Origin of the sequence: Vibrio aerogenes (assembly GCF_024346755.1) — a bacterium.
Taxonomy (GTDB): Bacteria; Pseudomonadota; Gammaproteobacteria; order Enterobacterales; family Vibrionaceae; genus Vibrio; species Vibrio aerogenes.
On record NZ_AP024861.1, the window covers coordinates 3,367,043 to 3,389,151 of the forward strand.

Annotated in this window: 18 protein-coding genes; 8 read left to right on the forward strand and 10 right to left on the reverse strand. The window is 45.4% G+C overall.

The genetic code is table 11. The features are described from left to right. Positions 1-48 precede the first annotated feature (48 nt). The gene (gene budA, locus OCV29_RS14820) at positions 49-834 is read right to left on the reverse strand and encodes an acetolactate decarboxylase (protein ID WP_073602625.1); all 786 of its coding nucleotides are present in this window, start codon (positions 832-834) and stop codon (positions 49-51) included. A 101-nt stretch (positions 835-935) separates the two neighbouring features. Here budA and OCV29_RS14825 point away from each other — a divergent pair, with 101 nt between their 5' ends. From OCV29_RS14825 to OCV29_RS14855, 7 genes are all read left to right on the forward strand, one after another. Then, positions 936-1,826, forward strand: a complete 891-nt coding sequence (locus OCV29_RS14825; RefSeq protein WP_073602626.1) for a LysR family transcriptional regulator — start codon at positions 936-938, stop codon at positions 1,824-1,826. Positions 1,827-2,208: 382 nt separating this feature from the next. After that, a complete protein-coding gene (locus OCV29_RS14830; protein WP_073602627.1) occupies positions 2,209-3,957 on the forward strand; it encodes a lysophospholipid acyltransferase family protein in 1,749 nt (582 codons plus the stop codon). A gap of 192 nt (positions 3,958-4,149) precedes the next feature. Beyond that, positions 4,150-5,049 carry an N-acetylmuramidase family protein gene (locus tag OCV29_RS14835; protein WP_073602628.1) on the forward strand — a complete coding sequence of 300 codons (900 nt, stop codon included), beginning with the start codon at positions 4,150-4,152 and terminating at the stop codon, positions 5,047-5,049. A gap of 77 nt (positions 5,050-5,126) precedes the next feature. Beyond that, positions 5,127-5,972, forward strand: coding sequence for a class I SAM-dependent methyltransferase (locus tag OCV29_RS14840; protein WP_245796774.1), 846 nt, complete (start codon positions 5,127-5,129; stop codon positions 5,970-5,972). After that, entirely contained in the window at positions 5,969-7,525 is a 1,557-nt protein-coding gene (locus OCV29_RS14845) for a transporter substrate-binding domain-containing protein (RefSeq protein ID WP_073602629.1), read from the forward strand. Before OCV29_RS14840 ends, OCV29_RS14845 begins: the two co-directional genes overlap by 4 nt. Next, the gene (locus OCV29_RS14850) at positions 7,522-8,160 is read left to right on the forward strand and encodes an ABC transporter permease (RefSeq protein ID WP_073602630.1); all 639 of its coding nucleotides are present in this window, start codon (positions 7,522-7,524) and stop codon (positions 8,158-8,160) included. Before OCV29_RS14845 ends, OCV29_RS14850 begins: the two co-directional genes overlap by 4 nt. Beyond that, a complete protein-coding gene (locus OCV29_RS14855) occupies positions 8,153-10,264 on the forward strand; it encodes a PDC sensor domain-containing protein (RefSeq protein WP_073602631.1) in 2,112 nt (703 codons plus the stop codon). The genes OCV29_RS14850 and OCV29_RS14855 overlap by 8 nt, the downstream gene beginning before the upstream one ends. A gap of 98 nt (positions 10,265-10,362) precedes the next feature. On the opposite strand, the gene OCV29_RS14860 is transcribed toward OCV29_RS14855, so the two are convergent. Together OCV29_RS14860 and OCV29_RS14865 are read right to left on the reverse strand one after the other, a co-directional pair. Beyond that, positions 10,363-10,803, reverse strand: a complete 441-nt coding sequence (locus OCV29_RS14860; RefSeq protein WP_073602632.1) for a GNAT family N-acetyltransferase — start codon at positions 10,801-10,803, stop codon at positions 10,363-10,365. Between the two features lie 152 nt (positions 10,804-10,955). After that, a complete protein-coding gene (locus OCV29_RS14865; protein ID WP_073602633.1) occupies positions 10,956-11,162 on the reverse strand; it encodes a hypothetical protein in 207 nt (68 codons plus the stop codon). Positions 11,163-11,257: 95 nt separating this feature from the next. Here OCV29_RS14865 and OCV29_RS14870 point away from each other — a divergent pair, with 95 nt between their 5' ends. Further along, positions 11,258-12,115 (forward strand): alpha/beta fold hydrolase, encoded by an 858-nt coding sequence (locus OCV29_RS14870; RefSeq protein WP_073602634.1) that lies wholly within the window; start codon positions 11,258-11,260, stop codon positions 12,113-12,115. Positions 12,116-12,145: 30 nt separating this feature from the next. Here OCV29_RS14870 and OCV29_RS14875 read toward each other — a convergent pair whose 3' ends face one another. The 7 genes from OCV29_RS14875 to OCV29_RS14905 form a co-directional block, all read right to left on the reverse strand. Further along, a complete protein-coding gene (locus OCV29_RS14875) occupies positions 12,146-13,093 on the reverse strand; it encodes a helix-turn-helix domain-containing protein (RefSeq protein ID WP_073602635.1) in 948 nt (315 codons plus the stop codon). 1,278 nt (positions 13,094-14,371) lie between these two features. Continuing rightward, entirely contained in the window at positions 14,372-14,830 is a 459-nt protein-coding gene (locus OCV29_RS14880) for an HPP family protein (RefSeq protein ID WP_073602636.1), read from the reverse strand. A 136-nt stretch (positions 14,831-14,966) separates the two neighbouring features. Continuing rightward, on the reverse strand, positions 14,967-15,962 hold the full coding sequence (locus OCV29_RS14885; RefSeq protein ID WP_073602637.1) for a trypsin-like serine peptidase: 996 nt from the start codon (positions 15,960-15,962) through the stop codon (positions 14,967-14,969). A 678-nt stretch (positions 15,963-16,640) separates the two neighbouring features. Beyond that, complete coding sequence (locus OCV29_RS14890; RefSeq protein WP_073602638.1) at positions 16,641-17,828, reverse strand: AraC family transcriptional regulator; 1,188 nt, start codon at positions 17,826-17,828, stop codon at positions 16,641-16,643. 584 nt (positions 17,829-18,412) lie between these two features. After that, entirely contained in the window at positions 18,413-18,991 is a 579-nt protein-coding gene (locus tag OCV29_RS14895) for a PqiC family protein (protein WP_073602639.1), read from the reverse strand. Next, a complete protein-coding gene (gene pqiB / locus OCV29_RS14900; protein ID WP_073602640.1) occupies positions 18,988-20,634 on the reverse strand; it encodes an intermembrane transport protein PqiB in 1,647 nt (548 codons plus the stop codon). Before pqiB ends, OCV29_RS14895 begins: the two co-directional genes overlap by 4 nt. Continuing rightward, on the reverse strand, positions 20,624-22,015 hold the full coding sequence (locus OCV29_RS14905; RefSeq protein WP_084193237.1) for a paraquat-inducible protein A: 1,392 nt from the start codon (positions 22,013-22,015) through the stop codon (positions 20,624-20,626). The genes pqiB and OCV29_RS14905 overlap by 11 nt, the downstream gene beginning before the upstream one ends. Between the last annotated feature and the right edge of the window lie 94 nt (positions 22,016-22,109).

Consider the following 22,109-nt stretch of genomic DNA (forward strand, 5'->3'; position numbering starts at 1 on the left):
TATTTATATATGGTGTGTTTGCAGCACCGACGTTTTTGTTAAAGCAAGCTATTGCTCAGTTTTTTCTATTGCTGCCTGAATGTCTTCAGGGTTCAGATTAGCGTCCAGGAAATCCACGGTCGTCGGTGTATCAATGAACAGTTTTGAAACCCGGCCAATCTGAATCTTGCCTGATTTCACCTGATATTCCTGAATGTGTCCGCCCCCCAGTCTGTCATCGGTAATAAAGTGCTCGTGATATCCGGGAACATTAATTCCGGTGAAGTACTCTGGCGTGCGAAAGCCGACAACAACACCTTTCGCATTCTCAAAAGTGAACGTGGGTTGTTCTTCAACGACTTCCACCATGGGCCGGTAGGGCCGCTCCTGCTTTGGAACTGTTCTGGTCCGGACAAAGTTAAATTCACCATCAATCCGCACCGCACAGAAAAGGTTCTGGCTGGGTGCAAATTCATTCACGATCTGATGAATTTGTTCTCTGCTGACCGGACGTACCAAAGGCAGTTCGATTTCAGGTTTGAACCAGGTCATCACAGCAAACGGCGTACACTGTTCATGGCGAGCGCGATTTGCAGAACCATCTGACTTCAGCTGGAAGACTTCGCTGTCAAAAGCAATCAGCTCTCCATCCAGTTGATTAAATGTCCCTAATCCAAAGTCGCCATGTTCCAGCAGTTCTTTGATTGTGGTTGTGCCTTCATAAACCCCGGCAATTAAAGCGCTCATGAGTGAGGTCTGATAAATTTCCCCCTCTCCGGTTTCCTGATGATAACGTTGAAATGCGTTTGCGACATGAACCGGACAATCACAGACCTGTGCTGTTAATCTACTCATTATTTTCCCCTCGCTTCTATGCAAGTTAATGTATAAATACATTGACTTCTGAGGGCGTCTGAATCCAATATAAATTAGATTAAATTCGATACGGAAAAAATATGGAACTTCGTTACCTGAAGTATTTTGTGGCTGTCGCAGAAACTAAACACTTCACCAGAGCCGCAGAAAGACTGGGAATTGCCCAGCCTCCGCTTAGTCAGCAGATAAAAAAACTGGAACATGAAGTCGGTGCACCACTCTTCAACCGGCTGACCCGTGGTGTGGAATTGACACCGGCCGGGGAAACACTTTATCCGCATGCTGTAAGAATTTTATCTTCAGTTGATGAAGCCCTGAGTAAGGTTCAACAGGTCGCAAGGGGTGAAATTAATAAGATCAAGCTCGGATTTGCCACCTCGACCGGTATGCTGGAAAAAGTTTTAACACTTGTACACCGGTTTCAGTCACGCCATCCGGATATTCAGATTATTCCGTCTGAAGTACCGATGCCGCAACTGGTCGACAATCTGCTGGACAAAAACGTAGATATCGCTTTTCTGCGCCTGCCCTGTTACGCTAGTGAAAAGCTGGAAAAGTGGGAATTGTTTGATGACCCGTTTGTCGCGGTATTACCCGAGTCTAATCCGCTGAGCCACCATCATCAGTTGTCACTGCACCAGCTGAAAGATCAGAAGCTGGTTGTTTTTCCCAGAGAAACAGGGCCAGGTTTATTTGATGCGCTGCACCAGGCTTTGGACAATTTTGACATCAAACCACAAAGTAATATCAGTGCACCACAGCTTCGAGCAACCGTTTCCATGGCGCTGGCCGGTATCGGGATTGCGTTGGTGCCACAATCTCTGACCGAGCATCTCAGCGGACAGAGTAAAATTATTCCCGTCAGTGATATGCCACTGTCCAGCCGGGTGGTGTTGTCATGGAACAAAACATCTTTGAGTGAACCGGTGCGACAGTTTATCGCTCTGACAAAGTCCTATGGTATTGCATAAAATGTCCTGTGGTATGTCATCATATGGTATTGCATAACATAAATCGTGACTCACATTCACCAGGATCAACAGCCTCTTCTGACCACCTCAAAAAACGGGATTCAGCGTGTTACCGTTAATTTCAGGTCAAAATACTGAAATTTTACTGTTAGCACGCCCTTTGAATAAGCAAAGATTGTCGTATATCAATGAGATAAATTCCTCCTCTCCCACTGATACGCAACTATACTGATATCGACATTTTTCAATGTCCCCTTATAATAAAAACGATGTTTTATTCATCATATTGTCATGCGGGTGACATCAAACTCTCATTAAAAGAGCACAGTATTGAAATATCACCAAACTAGCATGACTTGCAGAAGACTGAAACGAGGTTGATATGTTATCAAATAGCCCTTTTAAACTGCCGAGAAAGACCCCCTTCGGCCTTGGCGAACATCTGACAGAGTGGGCAACCGGATTACGTAAGCTCGATAAATTTTATGCCCAGCGTCCTGCAGGTTGCGATACCAGAGAGTTCTTAAGGTTTACGCTGGAAATTCTTGGCATTGATTATCAGGTCGTGAAAGGTGGTCTGGGACATATTCCTGCTTCGGGCCCGGCTGTCATTGTCGCGAATCATCCTCTGGGCTGTGTTGAAGGTGTGATTCTGGCAGAGCTTCTTCTTCAGGTCCGTTCTGATGTACAAATTCTGGCAAACCATTATCTGAAAACCGTCCCTGAACTGGATTCACTTTTCATCGGTGTAGACGTGTTTAAACCCAACTCAAATCTTTCTGCTGTACGGGCTGCACACCGGCATCTCGCTGATGGCGGGCTGCTGCTGATTTTCCCGGCCGGTGAAGTTTCTCACCTTGTCAAAGACAAACAGCAACGTCTGCAGGATATTGAATGGAGCCAGTCGGTCAGTAAACTGGTCCGGAAAAATAAAGCGATCTCTGTACCGGTATTTATTAACGGGCAGAATTCAAAACGTTTTTATATGGCTGGTAAAATTCATCCGCTGCTCAGAACGCTGATGCTCGGACGTGAATTACTGAACAAGAAGTCATCCAAACCGATTGAAATTGCCATTGGCCAGCAAATTCAGTTTAAAGAAATGAAATCGCTGACTGATGAGCAGCTGGTTCATTACCTGCGTTTTAATACATATTTACTCAACCCGGCCACGAAACAGCTGCGGAACAAAGAAATGGGTGATCAAAGCCTGCCACCGATTGCCGGACGCTTACCCATCGAAGATCTGAAACAGGATATTGACCGTCTGACCCCGGAAGAGCATCTGTTAACCCATAACGAATTTGATGTGTACTGTGCCCGGCCAGAGTCCATTCCGGCAATCATGCATGAAATTGGCAGGGTTCGTGAGCAAAATTTCCGTCAGGTTGGTGAAGGAACAGGTTTGTCTCTGGATGTTGATAAATTTGATCGCGATTATTTGCATCTGTTCATCTGGGATCAGGATAAAGAACAGTTAGTCGGTGCCTATCGCCTCGGACTGGTTGATCAACTGATGGAAAGACACGGCTTATCCGGTCTGTATTCCAGCACCTTGTTTAATTATGACCCGAAATTCATTCAAAAGATGGGTAAATGCATTGAAATGGGGCGTTCCGTCGTTGCAGAAGCATACCAGCGAAATATGACCTCTTTGCTGCTGCTCTGGAAAGGGATCGCCACATATGTCAGCCGTAATCCCGAATATACCCACCTGTTCGGCCCGGTCAGTATCAGTAACGACTATAGTGAAGATGCCCGTCAAATCCTGACAGAAAGTCTCTCCGTCAATTACTACGATCAGCAGCAGGCCCAGCTGGTCTCTCCGACCAACCCATTACCGAAAAATCATCATTATGACTGGCATAAATCTCTGTTAAATGCCTTGTCTGATTTGCAGTTACTTTCCCGCCTGATCGCCCGGATTGATGATGGCAAAGGTGTTCCGGTTTTATTGCGCCAATACCTGAGCCTGAACGGGAAACTGGTCTGTTTCAATGTCGATCCTGACTTTAACGACGCCCTTGATGGCCTGATTGTGGTTGACCTGCGTCAGGTGCAGGAAAAAACACTGGGCCGGTATATGGGCAACGAACACGCCAAAGAATACCTGACCTGTCATCAAAAATAGTCATTCAATCGTGATGAGATAACCACCTCGCTTCTCCGGTATTACACCGCCAGTGGGCCGGAGAAGCGCCTTCCCCCTCATTCATTATCAAATAAACCAATCCCCCGTGAATCGCCCGGCTCTCCCCGATTAAGACAGCTCAGTTCCGGTTAACTTGACGCATATAATCATCCGGTGACAGGAAAAAATATCATGAAACACCTTAACCTGACCGCCCCGGTTGGCGCCGGGGCAGTGAATGAACCTGACGATGTGCTGAATATCCAACGGGCTTTGAATCAGATTGCTGAAAAAATCGGACTGACCACACCCCTTGCGGAAGATGGCAGAATCCTGACAGATAATCATGACTCTCCAACCTGCAATGCTATCGGTTTAATGCAGCAGACGCTGTGTCAGTTTCAACATCCGGACATGCGGATTGACTGCAACGGTAAAACCCACAAAACACTGGATCTGGCGCTGGAACCCGAAGTCAGCTTTGAAGAGATGTTCACCGCCGGGGGATCACCTCAGCAAGGACTGACAGAAGATGATTTTCACGCGGCGTCTGAAGTACTTCGTTGCGAAACCGCTGCCATTCAGGCCGTTTCCGAAGTGGAGTCAGCAGGGAGCGGATTCTTCAGTAACAAGCTGCCAATCATCCTGTTTGAAGCCCACAAATTTTCCGGTTTTACCCATCACAGATTTGATGACACTCACCCGCACATTTCTTCCCGCAAATGGGACCGCTCACTTTATCTGGGAGGAGAAAAAGAGTATGACCGGCTGAAGCAGGCGATGGCGCTTGACAGCACTGCCGCACTGAAATCAGCCTCTTACGGACGTTACCAGCTGATGGGATTCAATTACCAAAGCGCGGGCTACGACAATGTTCAGAGCCTGGTTCACAGCATGGTGACGTCCGAACGCAATCACCTGATGGCCTTTATTCACTTCATTAAGTCAAACCCGAAACTACATCAGGCCATGCAGCGTCTGAACTGGCCGGAATTTGCCCGTGAATATAACGGCCCCGGCTACGCCGCCAATCACTATGATGTCCGCCTGCAAACCGCTTATGAGCATTTTAATCAGCATGCGCATAAGTAGTTGCCTGATACCGATTTTCCTGAATCGATTCTTTCATCAATCAATCATCCCGCAGATCCATGAGAAGGAGCTGAATTTTGATTACATCCAATATCCGGGAAACAGCGAAAGCATACGATAGTTATCATGGCATTGGGCTGTACTGTACCCGTTATCCTCAAGCGAATGCCCGTGTACTGAACACCATTTTTGATGTGTTATCAAAGATGCCAAAACCGTGTCGGGTACTGGATTATGGCTGTGGATATGGTCGCTATCTCTATCCGATCCTCAAACAGACCCAACACCATGTTTATGGATATGATATCAGCGAAGTGGCGATTTCACAGGCCTTGACGAACCTGAATGAGTTTCAGGAACGAATGTCACTCTTCAACCATCATGAGACACTGGATGATGCACTGAATCATGGTGACCATAACAATAGTAATCATAACAAGAGTGACCATAACAAGAGTGATCATGCAGGAAAGATCGATGCAGGATTACTGCTGTTTGGCGTTTTGTCTCACCTGAAAGGGAAAGATGAACGATGCCGGTTATTAAAGTGGTTTTATCAGCATCTGCACCCGGATCATGGCCGGTTAATTCTGTCTGTTCCGAACCGGCGACGGCGTTTTCTGTATCATCAGTGGCAGACAAAACGCCATCATCCGGAAATACCAGCTGGCGATATTACTTATCACCGGCATCAGTCTGGCCGGAAAATCCCGCTCTATTATCATCTCTATCAATGCCATGAACTGACATCAGAACTGGAAGAAGCCGGATTTGAACTTGAGCATTTAACTGCCGAAAGTTTTTTTCCGGAACGGACTGTGCTCAATTCCCCTTTATTAAGCAAGCTCGACCACAGACTCTGTGAATGCCTTCCGGTATCTGCAGGCTACGGTATCCTGGCTGTGGCGAGGAGGCGGACATGAAATATCGTCACACCTTCTTCCTGTGTCTGCTCTGCTGTATCTGGCTACAATCTGCTTATGCCGCTGATTTATTAGAAAAAATCAGAGACAGGGGCGTCATCGTGATCGGCGTTAAAATCGACTATCCCCCCTGGGGAATGATCGATAAAAACCAGCAACACGCCGGATTTGAGCCCGATATCGGGCGGCAAATTGCCAAAGAACTGAATGTTAAAGTCAGGTTCAAGGCCGTCACCAGTGCCAACCGCTTTCAAAAACTGAATGAAAAAGATGTTGATATGCTGATCGCAACCGTCGGTGATACCCAGAAAAGACATCAACAAGTCCATATGGTTCTTCCTCACTATTTCCGCAGTGGTGTCACCGTACTGGCCCACTACAGCAAAGAGATCCGGCTCTGGGCTGATCTGATCGGGAAACCGGTCTGTTTAACAGCAGGGGCCTATTTCAACAAAACGCTGGTACAAAACTACCGGATAGAACCGATTATTCTGATGAGTAACCGGGATGTAAAGCTGGCGCTGCTCACCAATAAATGTCAGGCATGGGCTTATGACAACAGCAGTCTGTTTCACCTGAGTCAAATGCCTCAATGGCAGGATTATGAACTGCCGCTGGAGTCAATTCTGCCCATCCACTGGTCACTGGTTACCCGAAAAGATACGGCTTCAAAATCGCTGGCTTCATGGTTATCCGGGTTTCTGATCAAACATATCCGTCAGGGGGATTTACTGACCTGGGCCAAAGGCTGGGATTTGCCGGATCAACACTATCTTCAACAACAACATCAGCTCTGGCTGAGCAAGGATGAAAACGGTCAGCCGGTGTGTAGTCACTTCCCTTCCGCGGCCAACCGGGGGCTCTGTTTCGAACCCACATTGAGCCTGACAAATCCCTCAACCCATACTTACTGGCCATTTGACAAATTTGACAGCGAGTTACTGGCTCAGTCTTTACTGCATACCGTCTTTTATACCTTACTCGCACTGATCATCACTGTGGTCATTGCCATCACCTTTTCGTTCCTGACGCTGTATACACCGGCCTGGTTTGGAAAAGCCATGGCTTTTCTCACCCATATTCAGAGCACGATTCCCCCGATTCTGATGTTGTATCTGGTGTATTTCGGTGCTCTGTCTTACTGGTACGACGCGGGTCAGGAATCGATTCTGGATGGTGTCAGTATCTCTTTGATCGTCCTGTCACTCTATGCTGCCGCCGGCATCAATAATCTGGTCATTTCATCCTCATTAAGTGGCGGCAAACTGATTCATCGATACATGAAAAATTATACAGGCGTGAAGGCCAACCTGATCAATCTGGCAAAGGCTGCCGGGCTGGCAAGTGTGGTTGCTTCTCCCAATGCCGTACTCGTGATTAACAGTCTGGTCGCCAGCACCGGTCAACCGGTTTTACTGATGAGCCTGCTGGCTGCATTTTATTACACCGAAGTCATGCTGTTTACAGCACTCACTGAATCCTGCATGTCCGCTTTCCGGGCCCGCTATGCCCGCAACACCGTCAGTAAAACATTGCCCGGAGACCCGTTATGAGTCACTCAGAATTGTATGCTTTAACGCTGTTATTATTACCGGCATTTACCTATAACCTGCTGATTTCACTGCTGGCAACCGTAGCCGGCATTCCAACCGGATGGGTGCTCAGTCTGTTGAGCCTGACCTCCTGCCGTTGGTTTCATCCGATCGCACGGCTGATACAGTCAGTCTTCTGTAATGTACCCAGTTTTGTCTTGCTGTTTTATCTGACCATGATCATGCCTTCTCATCTGGAGTTATTCAGCTTTCAGTGGCAACTCTCCCCGCTCATCAAAACCGTGATTGCGCTGGCCATCCCGGTGACCGGCTACAGCTGTGATGCATTTATACAGCAGCATCAGGGACACAAAGCCATCACTCTGGCAGCACTCAAGCAATTCTTTATCGTGATTTTAATGGCCTCAACAACGGCTTCGGTGATTGGTGTGAAAGAAATTCTGGCAACAGCCAATATGTTTATCGCCTCGGCCGGTCACGCAGGCATCATGCTGCCCGTTTATGGCGTTGTCACATTCATTTTCGTCCTCTCCGGCCTGCTGATTCAGCTGATTTTTGCCATTCTGAAGCATCGCTTCATTCACAAAATCACGTCCGGGACCACCACGCGCGCTCAGGAGATCAATCATGAATAACCACATCCTGGCATCGGGGCTGACATCCAGACATCTGCGCCGGATTTCCCTGCTTTTTGCATTCTTTGCCGCCGGATTACTGTTACTCAAATTTCAGTGGCAAACACAGGTTGATACAAAAATCAGACATGATTTGGTGTATCAGAGCATTCAGGCTGGCACGCAAATCAATCAGCGGCTGGAAACACTGGCCAGTCAGACCCGGATGCTCAGGTTACAGATCATCCGGAACCATCTCAGCGATCAACAGATCCGGCAAAAAATCCGCGACGTGGTTGAGAATACCGAAGGAGTTTTCCGCAGCGGTATCGCATTCAAACGCAACCGGTGGTCCGGAAAAACAGTACTTTACTCGCCTTATTATCAGAAAGATCACCACAATACCCCGTCTCAGCAGATTACGGACAGCTATGACTATACCCGTCAGGATTCAGCGGAAGGCGTGAGAACGCTTTGGTTCAGTCAACCCATGGAACAGGGCAATATGTGGACTGAGCCCTATTTTGACAAGCAGGCGGGTGCCTGGCTCATCACTTACGCAATGCCGTTCCGCTCAAATTATGATGGCCAACATGCCAACGGCAATGATGGTGTGGTTTTCCTCAGTATTTCCTTAAGTGAGCTGACCAATAAAATGTTTCAGCTCCATCTGGGAAATCAGGGATTCGGCGTGCTGATCTCAGGCACAGGGAAGCTGATTACGTCTCCCGATCAATCGATTATCGGCCACAGCATTTTTCAGTTGTCACCGAAAGGTTATCCACTGCTCAATGCCATTTCCCCACTGTTACAAAGGGGAGAACTCTCCACATTCATTCATCCGCTAACCGGTCATGAGCAGTGGATGGTGCTCAGGCGGGTCGATGCGCTGAATGCATGGCTGGCACTGATCATTGATGCCAACGAACTACGGCTGAACCGGAGTGTATCCACCTGGTACTGGGATACGGTTCCTTTCTTTGCCATTGCTGCACTGGTCACCTTACTGGCCTCGTATCATTTCCCGGCTCAGATTCATCAGGCCACCAACCGGGTTTATACCGCTTTATCCGTTTGTCTGTTTTCCTGCCTGCTTCTGCTCTGGTATCAGGCTCTGACACCAAAACCACTCGCGCAGGGACAAATTCTGCTGGTGGATAAACAAAGTGCACGGATGGCATTAAAAAAAATCAGCGCTCTCTCCGCTCAAAAAGTGACCTTGCAACATGTCCAGCCGATCCGGATAGAAATTCAGTCGATTGATTTGCTCAAAGCCGATCAAATCAGTCTGATCGGAGAAGTGATTTCCTGGTCGGGAGAAAGCAGGTATCCGCCATTACAAATCGACTATGTTGAAAATATCAGCTGGTCACTAAAGCGCTCTTACCCGAAAACGCAGGTCTGGGAGTTTGTCGCAACCATCAAACAACCTTTTGATTATGGCTCTTTCCCGCTCGATAATGAGATTATCCGGCTGACGTTGCTGCCCCCGCCTCATGACAAAAACACCGTGCTCATTCCGCAATTCTCCAGCTACCGTTCCATGCGGCCCGAATCCAGACCGGGTGTCGCCATTCAGAAAGATGAGTTCTCCGGCTGGAAATTGCTGCGGACTTACTTTAACTATCAGCAAGCGGCCTTCACCGGATACGGCGATCAGGTTCACCCGCTCAACCATCTGCCCGCCATTAATCTGGACCTGAACATCGTGATTCAGCGCAATATAACCGGCCCGATCATCAGCCATATTATGCCTCTGCTGGTGGTCAGTTTTCTGACCTACTGTATGCTCAGGCTCTGGACGAAAGATGAAAAAAAACAAGCACTGTGGGGATTCAGCACCGCGACAGTTCTCCAGTACTGTGCATCACTGTTCTTCATCCTGATCATTGCCCATGTTGCTCTGCGGGATGCACTCAATGCACACGGCATCATTTTTATTGAGTACTTCTACTTTCTGGCGTACCTGCAGATCATGTTTACAGCGATTGGCGCGTTGGTTTACACCTCCGGCATTCATGTGTGGGTGTTTGAATACCAGCAGGGGGCGAGGATTAAACAGTGGTACTGGCCTTTTATTTTGCTGCTGTCTTTGTTAATTACCACGATTTTCATTGAAAAATAGCAACGGAGACAGATAACCAGCCCCATAAAAACCACCCGGTATAAGGGTGGCAGGATAAATCATTTTCTGATCCGGATTGATATCAGTTTTTTTGAGGGTTACTCTGGCTGAAGCAGCATTTCATATTCAGCTTCCGACTCACCCACTGGCTTAAAGCCCAGACGCAGATAAAGCCGTTGTGCCGGGTTCGATTTGATCACACTCAGCCCGACACTGGCACCGATTGTCCGGGCTTGATCGATCACCGACTGAATCACCTGCCGGCCAATCTTTCTGTTCTGATAATCCGGGTGGATCTGAATCTGAAAAATATACCACTGATGTTGTTCAGTCAGATAAACCGCTTTAAATAAACCAGCGGCAACACCATCACATTCAATGATCCGGGCGTGTTCAAATTCGTACCGGACTCTTTGCAGATAATCCTCACGCCCGGTTGGCATCCCCACCGCTTCGAGATAACGCCGCATGGTCAGATCTCTCAACTCAATTAAGAAACCGATATCCGATGACTGTGCTTTTCTGAGTGTCATCTCCATATTGAGTCCATCCTTTTCCGGGTTAGAAGCCGGTCAAAGTATAGCAAATGTGGCTGGGGGGCAATTAGCCACATCACATAATACTCACAGATAAAAACAACCAGACATCCGTTGCTTTTTCCGGTAATGACAGACAGAAAAACAAAACAGACTTATAAAGCTTTTTGACAGGGAGTAATCTGTTGCTCACCAAAAGCAAGTAATTTAATTTCCATGAGTACCCCGAAGTACTCCACATGAATACAAGGCTCACTCTGTTGCTTAAGCTGATTGTTTAATTCCACCAGAAGATCCGCGATAAAGTTTTTAACAGATTGGTCGGCTTCTGCCAGATTCGTCGTTAACTGGTTCTGATTCATATTTCACCTGCCCGTTGATTTGAAGCGTATCCGATTACACGATTATTTTTATGGATGATTTATATTGCTTCTTCTACCTAATGATGGAGAAGACAATGAACATTAATCACATGATTTTAGACGGCAACTTGTTTAGGTATTCATTATATAAAAAAGAGAATTCAGACCAGTCAGACCAATATGTGATATTCCTTCTGGGTGCATTACAAGATATTGAATCGGTTGACTCCTTTTCCCGTCAATTCTCCCAACATCTTAATTGCCTGACTATTGAAGTTCCCGGAACAGGACGAACCACCCCTTTGAATTCAACAATTAGTATTCGGGAGCAATCTAAAATGCTACTTGATTTTATTATGCATTTGGGTATTCCACGTGCACACCTAATAGCTTTCTCATACGCTACTGCTTTAGCTATAGAACTTTGTGACCTCTGGCCTTATGTTTCCAGCTTATCGATCTGTGGTGGTGTTCCCGGTATTCCTGAATCCGGAAGGTTATCAACAAAAAAAGCAATTGCCGCAGCAATGACAGATGTAAAAGAATTCGCACATACATTTACTCAATCACTGACTGTAAAGAATCCGAACATTCCCCGATATAAAGCAATAATAAGAGCGACTGAAAGAAGTATATCTAAATTTGACTCAGTGAGAGTTGACATATTTGTTGAAAATACAATAAGACTATTAGTTCACTCTCCATCTGATGTAAATAAAATAAAAATACCTTGCACAATATGTATTGGAGAACATGATCCTTATGTTACCAGAGAAGCCGCGGAAATATTTTCTCATCAACTAATAAATAGTAACTTTATTATTATTAAAGATGCAGACCATTTGGTTCACCTTCAACATCCGGAAAAAGTATATTCAGCAATGATAACGTTAGCCGCTTCATCAGTCGCAATTAAAAATACATTCAAAGAATTAGATGTAATCATTCAGTAGGCATATTCTCATACAACATATACAACAAGGTCAACTGAAAATAGTGGGTATTTTGGGTTGACCATGTTCACTCAATATCTCATCAGAATCGTCCTCTTGATTCAGATTCAGAAGCTCAACAACGATTTTTACAATCGACACTTTTTGCTTCTGAGTCAAATAGCTCAATGCCTCAACAATCAATGAATCCCGTATCTGTTGTGTTTGTCTGAGCTTATGAAATTCAGGATACACCTGCATTTCACTGGTAAAGTTAACATGATCTTTTAATTTAAATCCTAATTTGACTCTGGCACCAATTGAAATAGAAAAAGGTACAGTTTTTGTCTCATCCTCCAGAACAGAATACTGATATTCTGATATCCCAAGCACTCTTGCCAATGTATCTACTGTCAGGTTATGTTTTTTCCTGAATTGTCTTACTGTAAGCGCCACAGAACGATAATAATCTTCTGTAAACAGATTATAATCCAGTACTTTGGGTGGAAATAGCTTATTATAATCATCAATAACGCCATATTCTTTTTCAGTCTGCTGCTTAAATTTGATGAAATCAGACATAGTTGATGAATCCATATAGCTGCATATAATGCTCAACAATGCTTCAAACTGAACCGATGGTAACTTACCTATACAAACCAGAACTTCAACAGCATGATCATCCATCCCACGGTAAAATTCTTTCATTTTAAACCCATAATAAAAAGCGGTCATAGGAACCATCATTACCCACGAATATGCAGCAACAAAATGAACAGGGCGCATTGATGGATAGCTTTGCTGCATGTAACGCTTTATAGCTTTTTCATTGATACCAGAAAATTTTTCAGCCAACCGGGAAAAAGTTAATTTTTGAGTTCGTTTGACATAAGACATTGATATTGAAATATTTATATTTATATCTTCCAGAACTTTATCTAAATATAAAACCTCCTCATCAGAGATATGAAATGAAATGTTATCTTTTATTTCTGACATACAAATAACCTAACCACTAAGTTGAGAAACAAAGAATATTTGATTTATCTTATAAGTCAATCTTGTTATTAAAACCATTGAATAATCAAGTCAGAATATTATTTTTATATAATGCTATTTTAGTGACGGTTTGACTTAATGTTTGTTTTTACGATTATCATTAACATTATTTTCTCCCTCAATAAACCTTTACAGTAATTTACATTAATTAAACCCGACTGTTATCTTGTCCTGTCATTGAACTTATAATTTCCCAGAGACACATCAGCTTACAGTTCGACAGCAAGTATTGAATTGTTCCCACGCTCCCGCGAGGGAATACATACCAGACTCGATACAATCACAGCGATGTAAGGGGATCACATCATCGGAAGTTTTCTGCATCGGTGGACTGTTTGGTGCGCTATTGGATTCATCGATCCAAGCAGCTTTGAGTGCCGCGCCCCAGACGGTTTTTGAAAGACCAAAAACCGCCGAAAAAGTCTTTTTATCTTTGGCTTAAACGCGCGCGGGACAGGACCAATTTTTATCGCCATCCGTGGCGAGAAAAATTTTGAACACACGTCGTGTCTGTTCATCCTTTGATTGTTCGTTGATTTGAGATGTTTTATGAATTGTTCCCACGCTCCCGCGTGGGAATACATACCCGACTCAAAACCATCACAGCGATGTAAAGGGACATCATCGGAAGTTTTCTGCATCAGTGGACTATTTGGTGCGCTATTAAGTCCATCGATCCAAGCAGCTTTGAGTGCCGCGCCCCAGACGGTTTTTGAAAGACCAAAAACCGCCGAAAAAGTCTTTTTATCTTTGGCTTAAACGCGCGCCGGACAGGACCAATTTTTATCGCCATCCGTGGCGAGAAAAATTTTGAACAGACATCGTGTCTGTTCATCCTTTGGTTGTTCGTTGATTTGAGATAATCAAGATTGAATTGTTCCCACGCTCCTGCGTGGGAATACATACCAGACTCAACACCATCACAGCGATGTAAGAGGTCACATCATTGGAAGCTTTTCGCTTCTGTGACCTGTTTGGTGCGCTATTGAATCTATCGATCCAAGCGGCTTTGGGTGCCTAAGCCCCAGACGGTTTTTTTAAGGATTGGCTGAGCTGGTTCCACTCCACACCAGATGCATAACAGACTGATACCAATCTGGTCAATTCGCTGATCATCCGGATGTGTCTGGTGAAGCAAACATACAAATACATGGATGGCTTGAGCGGTTCATGGAACCAGATATATCCGGATCAGAAAATGACTTCGTTTGGTATGACTCAAAACGACGACGTATACATCTTTATATACAGATAACGCATCGCACGGCCAAGGACGACAATCACAACGGTGCCCAGTAATACCGGGGTGATCAGAAAGTCCCAGCTTTGGCCGGTCAGCATAATCAACAGTGGGTTGGCACCGGCTGGCGGATGAATGATCCGGGTCAGCAACATGGTTGTCACCGCAATACCGGTCGCTAATGCGAGATAAAAAGAAGTTACGCCGATAAACTCCACAAATGTCAGCCCGATCACAGCGGTCATCATATGGCCGAGAATGACATTTTTAGGTCTGGAAAACGGACTGGCTGAAACGCCAAACACCAGTGCCGCTGTCGCACCAAATGGCGCCATCAACAACGCTGACTCCCCAATAGCTTTCTCAGAAAGAGACAAGATTCCAATTGCGATAGCTGCACCAAAACCGGCAAAAAATGCAAACATCAAAAAGCGCATCAGTTTCTCCACACTATCGCAATTGTTATTTATATCATGGTTGATAAAAGTACGGATTGCGACGTCATATCCATACAGTGAGCAGGGTTAGTGAGCTGTATCAACAATGAAGTAAAAACAGCCTGCCCGGTTGGGGCTATTGAGCCTGATAAGCTGACATCCAGTCTTGCAGCGTCGCATATACGGTACTGGTTAAACGCGTTCCGCAATTGCGGCTGGACGATCCTGTTGTGTGAATTCCCCGGACCACATTGCTGTTATCCCGGATGGCGCTCCCGCTTTCACCACCAGCGGTATCCAGTGTATAACAAATACGGTAATCAGAAATCGCCGATGTCGTGCCCGAATCTGTCCACATGGTGCCAAAAGGTTTATCCCCCGGATAACCGGTCACGGCATGGGTTCCTCCGGAATAAATACCCCATGATGCATGTCCACCATTCGGCGCTTCATCGAGCACGATCAGTGCGTAATCGTAATTGGAATTCCCGTTATTAAGCCATGCAGAGGTTGTCACGGCAGTTTTCCAGCTGCTTGTTCCCCACGGTTTGGCTGAACCATTTTGTCCGGCGGAAAAGCCAAGTTCCCTGTACCAGCTACCGGCACCGTTCGAAACGCAATGTCCCGCTGTTAAAACATATTTATCGCCAATTAAGGTGCCTGTGCAGCCAATATCAATCCGGCCAATATACTGATACGGGGCGGATGTGGTATTGGTCACCCGGGTCCGGCTGTCTTCGGCACCAATCACCACCCCCTGAGCATCCCGTGTTTTAGAAGAGAATGGCGCTATCGTGGCGGCCTTTTCCGGGGAGTAAAAAAGCTTTTCATCCAGCCCATACCGATGCAGGCCCTGTGCTGCCTGTTCCAGTGCTGTCAGCGCTTCCACCGAAAGCGAAAGAGCAGACTGTGAGCCATCCCGGTTCACTGCTACGGCAGACATCGCCTGAGCACGCTGCGCTACAGACTCCGCAAATGTTGCGGTCTCATCAGCGATGGGAGGCTGAACGATATTGACGCCTTCAATAAAGTTTGCCTTCTGATCCATCTCAACAAATTGAGACAATTCATTGGCAGACACACCAAGAGAAAAAAGACCGGCGAATGACAGACAAATCATATTCTTTTTCATTTTTATTCCTTTCATTTCTGGTTACACAAAGAACAGCTGCATGACGCTGTTCTGATGGGCTTATGCTGCCTCATCAGCAATAAGCAACTAAATGTATATACAGAAAACAATACGGATTAAATCGCCAATTTCTATTGATGGAAGAGAAATCATAAATAAAAGGAATGATTATTGATAATATGCAATTGAGTTTATATTGTTATGGGTTAAACAAAAATTGAATGATTGCGGAAGCTCCCGCGACTCAGGGAACAACACTGCCAGACATGAAAAAAAAGCCGGCAAATGCCGGCTCGAAATCAGGAGAACAAATTAAGATAAAAATAACAAGTTAAAGAATACTCACAAGATTAGAGAGACATATCACATAAAAGTTCATCAAAAATATGACGCTATTCATAGGGGAAACGGGCATTATTGCATTTCCAAACCACCTCATCCCTTACCATACAAGGCCTGATGCCGTGTTTCGGTTTTGATTGCAAAGTTATGTCAATTTATTGTCAATGCATGTCAGTAAAAAAATATGCCCGGAAAAACATGCACATACAGTTTCTCCGGGCATATCTGAACGCTTCAGGATCTGTTGACCCTAGAGCGTGTTTCATCTGAGAGACTCAAGTGAGATCATAATGCAGAATTCACTCTGTCAGATTTTCCGGGATTTCAGCCAGCAGATTACGCAACGTACTGTTCTGATGACAAATCATGTTTCTCCGCCCGTTGACTGTTCCGGTATTGCCGCGGTGTACATCCGATATAACGCTTGAACATTTTCTCAAAGTGGCTGAGATCACCAAAACCACAGCTCATGCAGACATCTGTAATTTTTATATGGGTATTCTCGGATATTAATTGCTGAGCAAAACGTACCCGTACCTGACAAAGTATCGTTTTAAACGACACTTTAAGGTGTTTACGAAACAAATAAGATAGATGAGAAGCACTGGTATAACTGGCTTCTGACATCAGGGTCAGCGAGATATCTTCCTGATAATTCTGGCTGAGAAAGTGGAGTGCCTTGATCAGAGCCGGATGATAATGCCGGAAAGGTTCAAGATGCTGATTCAGCAGGCAATCAATAATATCGGCAGTCCTGGACTGCCGCGGCCTGACACCACAACTCAAGACATCATGAACCGTTACAACTGGCTCAGGCAGTGAAGCCAGAGATAGCAGCACATGTTGTAATTGCTCAATGTTACCCGGCCATTCATAATGCCGCATTAAATGCATCGCTTCTGGTGTCAGATGCATTTTTTTATTCAAAGAGCGGCTGATAAATTCGATATGATATTCAATATCTTCAGCCCTTTCCCGTAAAGGCGGTAAATGAAAGTTCAGCTGCAGCACTGAAGGTCCCAGTATTTTTGACAGATACTGAGGTTGCAGCACAAAAGATTCGAGCGATTCGGTACAGGAGACCATCAACCGAACCTGATTTTTCCTGAGTTTTTCCTGAATCACATCCATTGAAAACAGAAAAATCAATTCATCTTTAAAGACGGATTTCAGACTATCAATTTCTTCAAAATAAACAGCACCACCTTTGGCCAGTTCGATACATCTCAATACGTTTTCCCGGTAAGTTCCCGGATTATGAACATTGGCAGGAATACAGATAAAGGGGTGTAAGCGGTGGCTGCTGTTCTGGTGAATCAGGTAAGCGATATCCCGTTTTTCACATCCTGATTCGCCTGAAATAAATACAGGAAAATTCACTTCAGAGGCAAACATCATTTTTTGCCGGAGACGTTCTGCGGTGTCTGAATGTCCCAATATGGGGTAACATAACTGACCGGATGAAATAACATCCTCTTTATCTATATTTGAAATTTGCTCTGATTGCTTCGTTTTATTTATCATTATCTAATTCCTTTTATCACTTATTGACGTTGAAATTCATGCTAAACGGGTCAACAAGACTGAAGATTGGAATTTATAATGATGTTTACGGTCAAATGAATGACCATAATGTTTCCCTGACTATCTTAATAAAAAACAAGTAACATACCAATTAATTAATCAGTTGAAATAAAAGCAATAATTACCTGTAATTTTAGTCAGTTATAATATTAACATTATCATCAGAAAAGAGTGTCCAGCTTTGGTTAATATTCATATCAGCAAAACTACGTGTTAAATTTTAAATTGTTCAAAATTCAAAAAAATAACCATACGAAAAACTTGATAAATATTAAATATATTCTACGCGCAAAAGTGAAATATCTGAAAAAGCCAAATGAAAACTATTTATTAAAATGAAAACCATTTATTAAAATAAAATACCTTCGGAAAAATAAATTGATATATACCCAGATGACCTCAAGATGCATGTTCAGCGAAAATTAACTGGTTTCAGAGCCAGGCTAAAACCAAACTCACATGCTGGCATCAATACAGGCCGGGAACCCGGCCGGAAGAATAAACCTGACGCCCAAGGCCGGGCCTCAGAGCTGACTGGACAGAGAATCCGTAAATTGCCCCACCCCTTCAGACAATGCACTCACTAACGCTGCATATCCGGATTCTTTCAAAGCAATATGAAGATCAAAATAATGATTCCGGATGCGCTGCCCGGTTGGGTTTAATAGTGTCCATTCTCCGGCAATCTCAGCTTCACCGGTATAGACTCCGTTAAACTTCTGAATCCGGACAATTAAACGCAAAGGCTTACCGGTCAAAGGATCATTACTCATGGCTTCCGGCCAGTAACGGGTTTGCTTTGAGCGTAAATCCTGAATGATCCGGGACGTAATCTGATCTGAAATCCGCTGGGCCCACTGATTATGGCGGGCCTGAATCACCTGCGTCTGTGACGTCCGGTAAACCAGGCCGGGTTGATTGAGATAATCCGCCAGCTCGGTTTTAACCACCAGCAGCGGCGCGGTTTGCTGCGCAACCGGCGGCAGCGGATTGACCGGCAACAGAAACATCTGGTTTGAAACATTCTCCTGATGACTGCAACCCGTGACCAAAACCACCAGCCCACAGATCAGAAAGCACTGCCGAATCCAATCTCTGATCATTTCTTCGCTCCTTTTGCCGGTACAGGATCCTGTTTTTGCTCATCGCCGAAAACCAGCGAATTCGGTTTATTTTTAATTTGTCGTAAAACGGGCTGCAGCTCAACCATCGCCTGCTCAAATTGCTTGAGTGCACCATCCAGATCCTGATAAACCGTGGAATCGGGACTAAAACCATCCAGCGTTTGCTGAATCTTTTGTAAACTGGCCTGCACTTCAGCCGGAAGCGATTGGGTCTCTTTCTTATCAATCAGCTTTTGCACACTTTGTGTCGCCTGATTAAATGATGCCAGCGATTTCTCCAGCGTTTTCAATGATCGGTTCAGTGAGTCAGCCGTTTCGTCCAGCGGCAGATGATTGAGCTTTTTCAGCAAATCGGTAAACTGCTTCTGTACTTCGGTAAAACCGCCGGGTTTGGTCGGGAAAATTTCATACCCTTCAAAAAATGACGGTTTGTATACTTTATCCGGTTCATTGTAATCAATACCGATATACAACGCCCCCGTCAGCAGGCTGCCGGTTTTCAGCTCGGCCCTCAGTCCGGCGGAAAACTCTTTGCGAATCATATTCTTAAACCGTTCAACCGGCAACGTCTGACGCGCCGCATAGATGCGTTCCAGTTCAATCCGGATTAACACCGGAATTTGCGTTGAATGAAAATCATAATCTTGTCTCGCCCGGCTGAACGGCACCTTTTTCACGGTTCCGATACGCAGGCCCCGGTATTCGACCGGCGCACCGGCATTCAGTCCCCGAATCGATTCATTGAAGAACATCAGATATTCGATATATTGATTATAACGCTCTTCATTCATCTGCTTCTGATCATCGAATAAACGAAAACGGGTGCGTTGCTCTGTCACCACCTCACCGGGGTCTTCCCCTTCAGGCACCCCAAAACTGACCCCGCCGGAAATCAGGCTCTCAATCGAATCAAAATGAAGCTTCACCCCTTCAGTTCCCATATCAAGACTGAGACCTGAATTAATCCAGAAACGGGTATTTTTACGAATCAAATCATCGTAAGGCTGGAAGACAAAAATCTCATAAAAGGCCTTTTGCCGGGCGACATCAAATGTCACTTTTTCCACCCGGCCGGCAGTAAAACCTTTATAAATCACCGGATCACCAACCGTCAGTTTGCCAGCCAGTTCATGGGTCAGCACGATCCGCAAGCCTTTGGCGTCTGCCGGAGCAACCGGCGGTTGCTCCAGAATTGTAAATTCACGCTTTTCTTTTTCAGCCCGGCCGGGCTGAAGCTGAATATAAGCACCGGACAGCAAGGTATCCAGCCCGGAGATGCCTTCGCTGCCCACCCGTGGTTTGACCACCCAGAACAAAGAATCTTCTTTCAACATCCGCCGGGCATCTTTATTCATACGGGCTGTGACCAGAATCGAATCATAATTTTCGTTCAGTTTTACCCCGGTCACGATCCCGACTTTTACATTCAGTGAACGAATTTCAGTTTTACCGACTTTAATCCCTTCGGCTGTCTGCATCTTCAGAGTTATTTCCGGCCCCGTACTATAGATGAACTGAAATAGCATCCAGGCACCAATCAACATCGCAATCACCGGAATAATCCAGATAGCGGATATCTGAGTCTGATTTTTTACTTTGCCCTGTAACTGTTTATCGCTCATTCTCTTTCATCCCGTTAAACTCTCCCATACTCGACGTAACATGGTATCCGGTGGCATGCTCTCTGGTGGCATCGTCTCTGGTAACATGCTCTCCACTGTCTTTTTCAGAAGGGTTCTGCCATAAATCTCTCGGGTCAAACACCATCGCTGACAGCATGGTAAAAATGACAACAATTGCAAATGAGACCGCCGCTGGCCCCGGATAGACAGCCATCAGGTTCTGCAACTGAACCAGTGCAGCCATCAGTGACACCACAAAAATATCCACCATCGACCAACGGCCGATAAATTCAGTCATCCGGTAAATTTTTATACGTTGCATGACGTCTTTGCCCGGTAACGACTGCGCTTTTTTTGCCGACAGGAATAACCACCCCAAGATAAACATTTTTGCCAGCGGAATGAACATACTGGCGATAAAAATCACCACAGCAACCGGATAAGAGCCCATATCCCACAGTAACAGAATCCCTTCCAGAATTGTCGTCGGGGTATTGGAACCAAAACTGACGGTATTCATCATCGGATACAGGTTGGCCGGAATATAAAAAATAACCGATGTCACCAGCAAAGCCCAGGAACGCTGCAGATTGAGTTCCGGATGATAAGGATGCAGCAGACTGCCACAGCGGATGCAGCCGGTATGTTTCCCTGCGGATTCAGGATTAATCTGATGGCAGACATGACAAGACGTATGATTGCCATCCAAATGCGTATCACCAGCTTTCACCCCTTCAACCGGCTGAGGCGGAATAAACTGGTTCCACAGCCAGAAGCGATCAATCAGCGAAACACATTTCACCACCAACACACTATAAACACAAAATGCCCAGAAAGAGCTGCCTAAACCGATATCTGCCAGCGAAGAAATTTTCACCAGACTAACTAACACCCCAATCAGAAAAACATCCACCATCAGCCAGGGTTCAACCCGGAAAAGCACCCGGCAAAGTAACCGGATACGCCGGCGCTGACGCTCTGAGCAAAGATGAGAAGACGCACTCCCCGCTTTGAGATACAGATACAAAATCAGGCTGATATAAATGGCCGGTAAAATAAGAACGGTTGCCAGCAGCACAAAGGCAATCAGGAAGTATTTGAACTGGTCAAGCATTTCCACCGCATGAAACAAGGTAATTTCCTGCGATAGTCCTTTGACACTAAACGACATAAACGGAAATGAGATACTGAGAATCAGCATCATCAGACAGGAAACCGAATACGCAACCACCCGCTGGGATGGCTGAAGTACCCTGAATGTCAGCCGGTGACGGCATCGCGGGCAAAGCAGCTTCTGACCTTCATCAAGCGCTGTCGCCTCCACAACAAGGCCGCACTCCTGACAGGCAATTAATGGCGGGCTGATCCTTTCAGCTGTCATATTCCTAACCGGCAATCAATCCAATTGTTATAATCTAACATATCAGATATAAAGCCGGAAACTTTGCTTTTGTGTCAAAATCAGACATCACACG

Coding starts and splice junctions, on each gene's coding strand:
- OCV29_RS14860 (WP_073602632.1), bottom strand. CDS start 10,803: ATGGAGATGACACTCAGAAAAGCACAGTCATCGGATATCGGTTTCTTA.
- OCV29_RS14855 (WP_073602631.1), top strand. CDS start 8,153: ATGAATAACCACATCCTGGCATCGGGGCTGACATCCAGACATCTGCGC.
- OCV29_RS14845 (WP_073602629.1), top strand. CDS start 5,969: ATGAAATATCGTCACACCTTCTTCCTGTGTCTGCTCTGCTGTATCTGG.
- OCV29_RS14880 (WP_073602636.1), bottom strand. CDS start 14,830: ATGCGCTTTTTGATGTTTGCATTTTTTGCCGGTTTTGGTGCAGCTATC.
- OCV29_RS14885 (WP_073602637.1), bottom strand. CDS start 15,962: ATGAAAAAGAATATGATTTGTCTGTCATTCGCCGGTCTTTTTTCTCTT.
- OCV29_RS14875 (WP_073602635.1), bottom strand. CDS start 13,093: ATGTCAGAAATAAAAGATAACATTTCATTTCATATCTCTGATGAGGAG.
- OCV29_RS14895 (WP_073602639.1), bottom strand. CDS start 18,991: ATGATCAGAGATTGGATTCGGCAGTGCTTTCTGATCTGTGGGCTGGTG.
- OCV29_RS14850 (WP_073602630.1), top strand. CDS start 7,522: ATGAGTCACTCAGAATTGTATGCTTTAACGCTGTTATTATTACCGGCA.
- OCV29_RS14905 (WP_084193237.1), bottom strand. CDS start 22,015: ATGACAGCTGAAAGGATCAGCCCGCCATTAATTGCCTGTCAGGAGTGC.
- OCV29_RS14825 (WP_073602626.1), top strand. CDS start 936: ATGGAACTTCGTTACCTGAAGTATTTTGTGGCTGTCGCAGAAACTAAA.
- pqiB (WP_073602640.1), bottom strand. CDS start 20,634: ATGAGCGATAAACAGTTACAGGGCAAAGTAAAAAATCAGACTCAGATA.
- OCV29_RS14870 (WP_073602634.1), top strand. CDS start 11,258: ATGAACATTAATCACATGATTTTAGACGGCAACTTGTTTAGGTATTCA.
- budA (WP_073602625.1), bottom strand. CDS start 834: ATGAGTAGATTAACAGCACAGGTCTGTGATTGTCCGGTTCATGTCGCA.
- OCV29_RS14865 (WP_073602633.1), bottom strand. CDS start 11,162: ATGAATCAGAACCAGTTAACGACGAATCTGGCAGAAGCCGACCAATCT.
- OCV29_RS14830 (WP_073602627.1), top strand. CDS start 2,209: ATGTTATCAAATAGCCCTTTTAAACTGCCGAGAAAGACCCCCTTCGGC.
- OCV29_RS14835 (WP_073602628.1), top strand. CDS start 4,150: ATGAAACACCTTAACCTGACCGCCCCGGTTGGCGCCGGGGCAGTGAAT.
- OCV29_RS14890 (WP_073602638.1), bottom strand. CDS start 17,828: ATGATAAATAAAACGAAGCAATCAGAGCAAATTTCAAATATAGATAAA.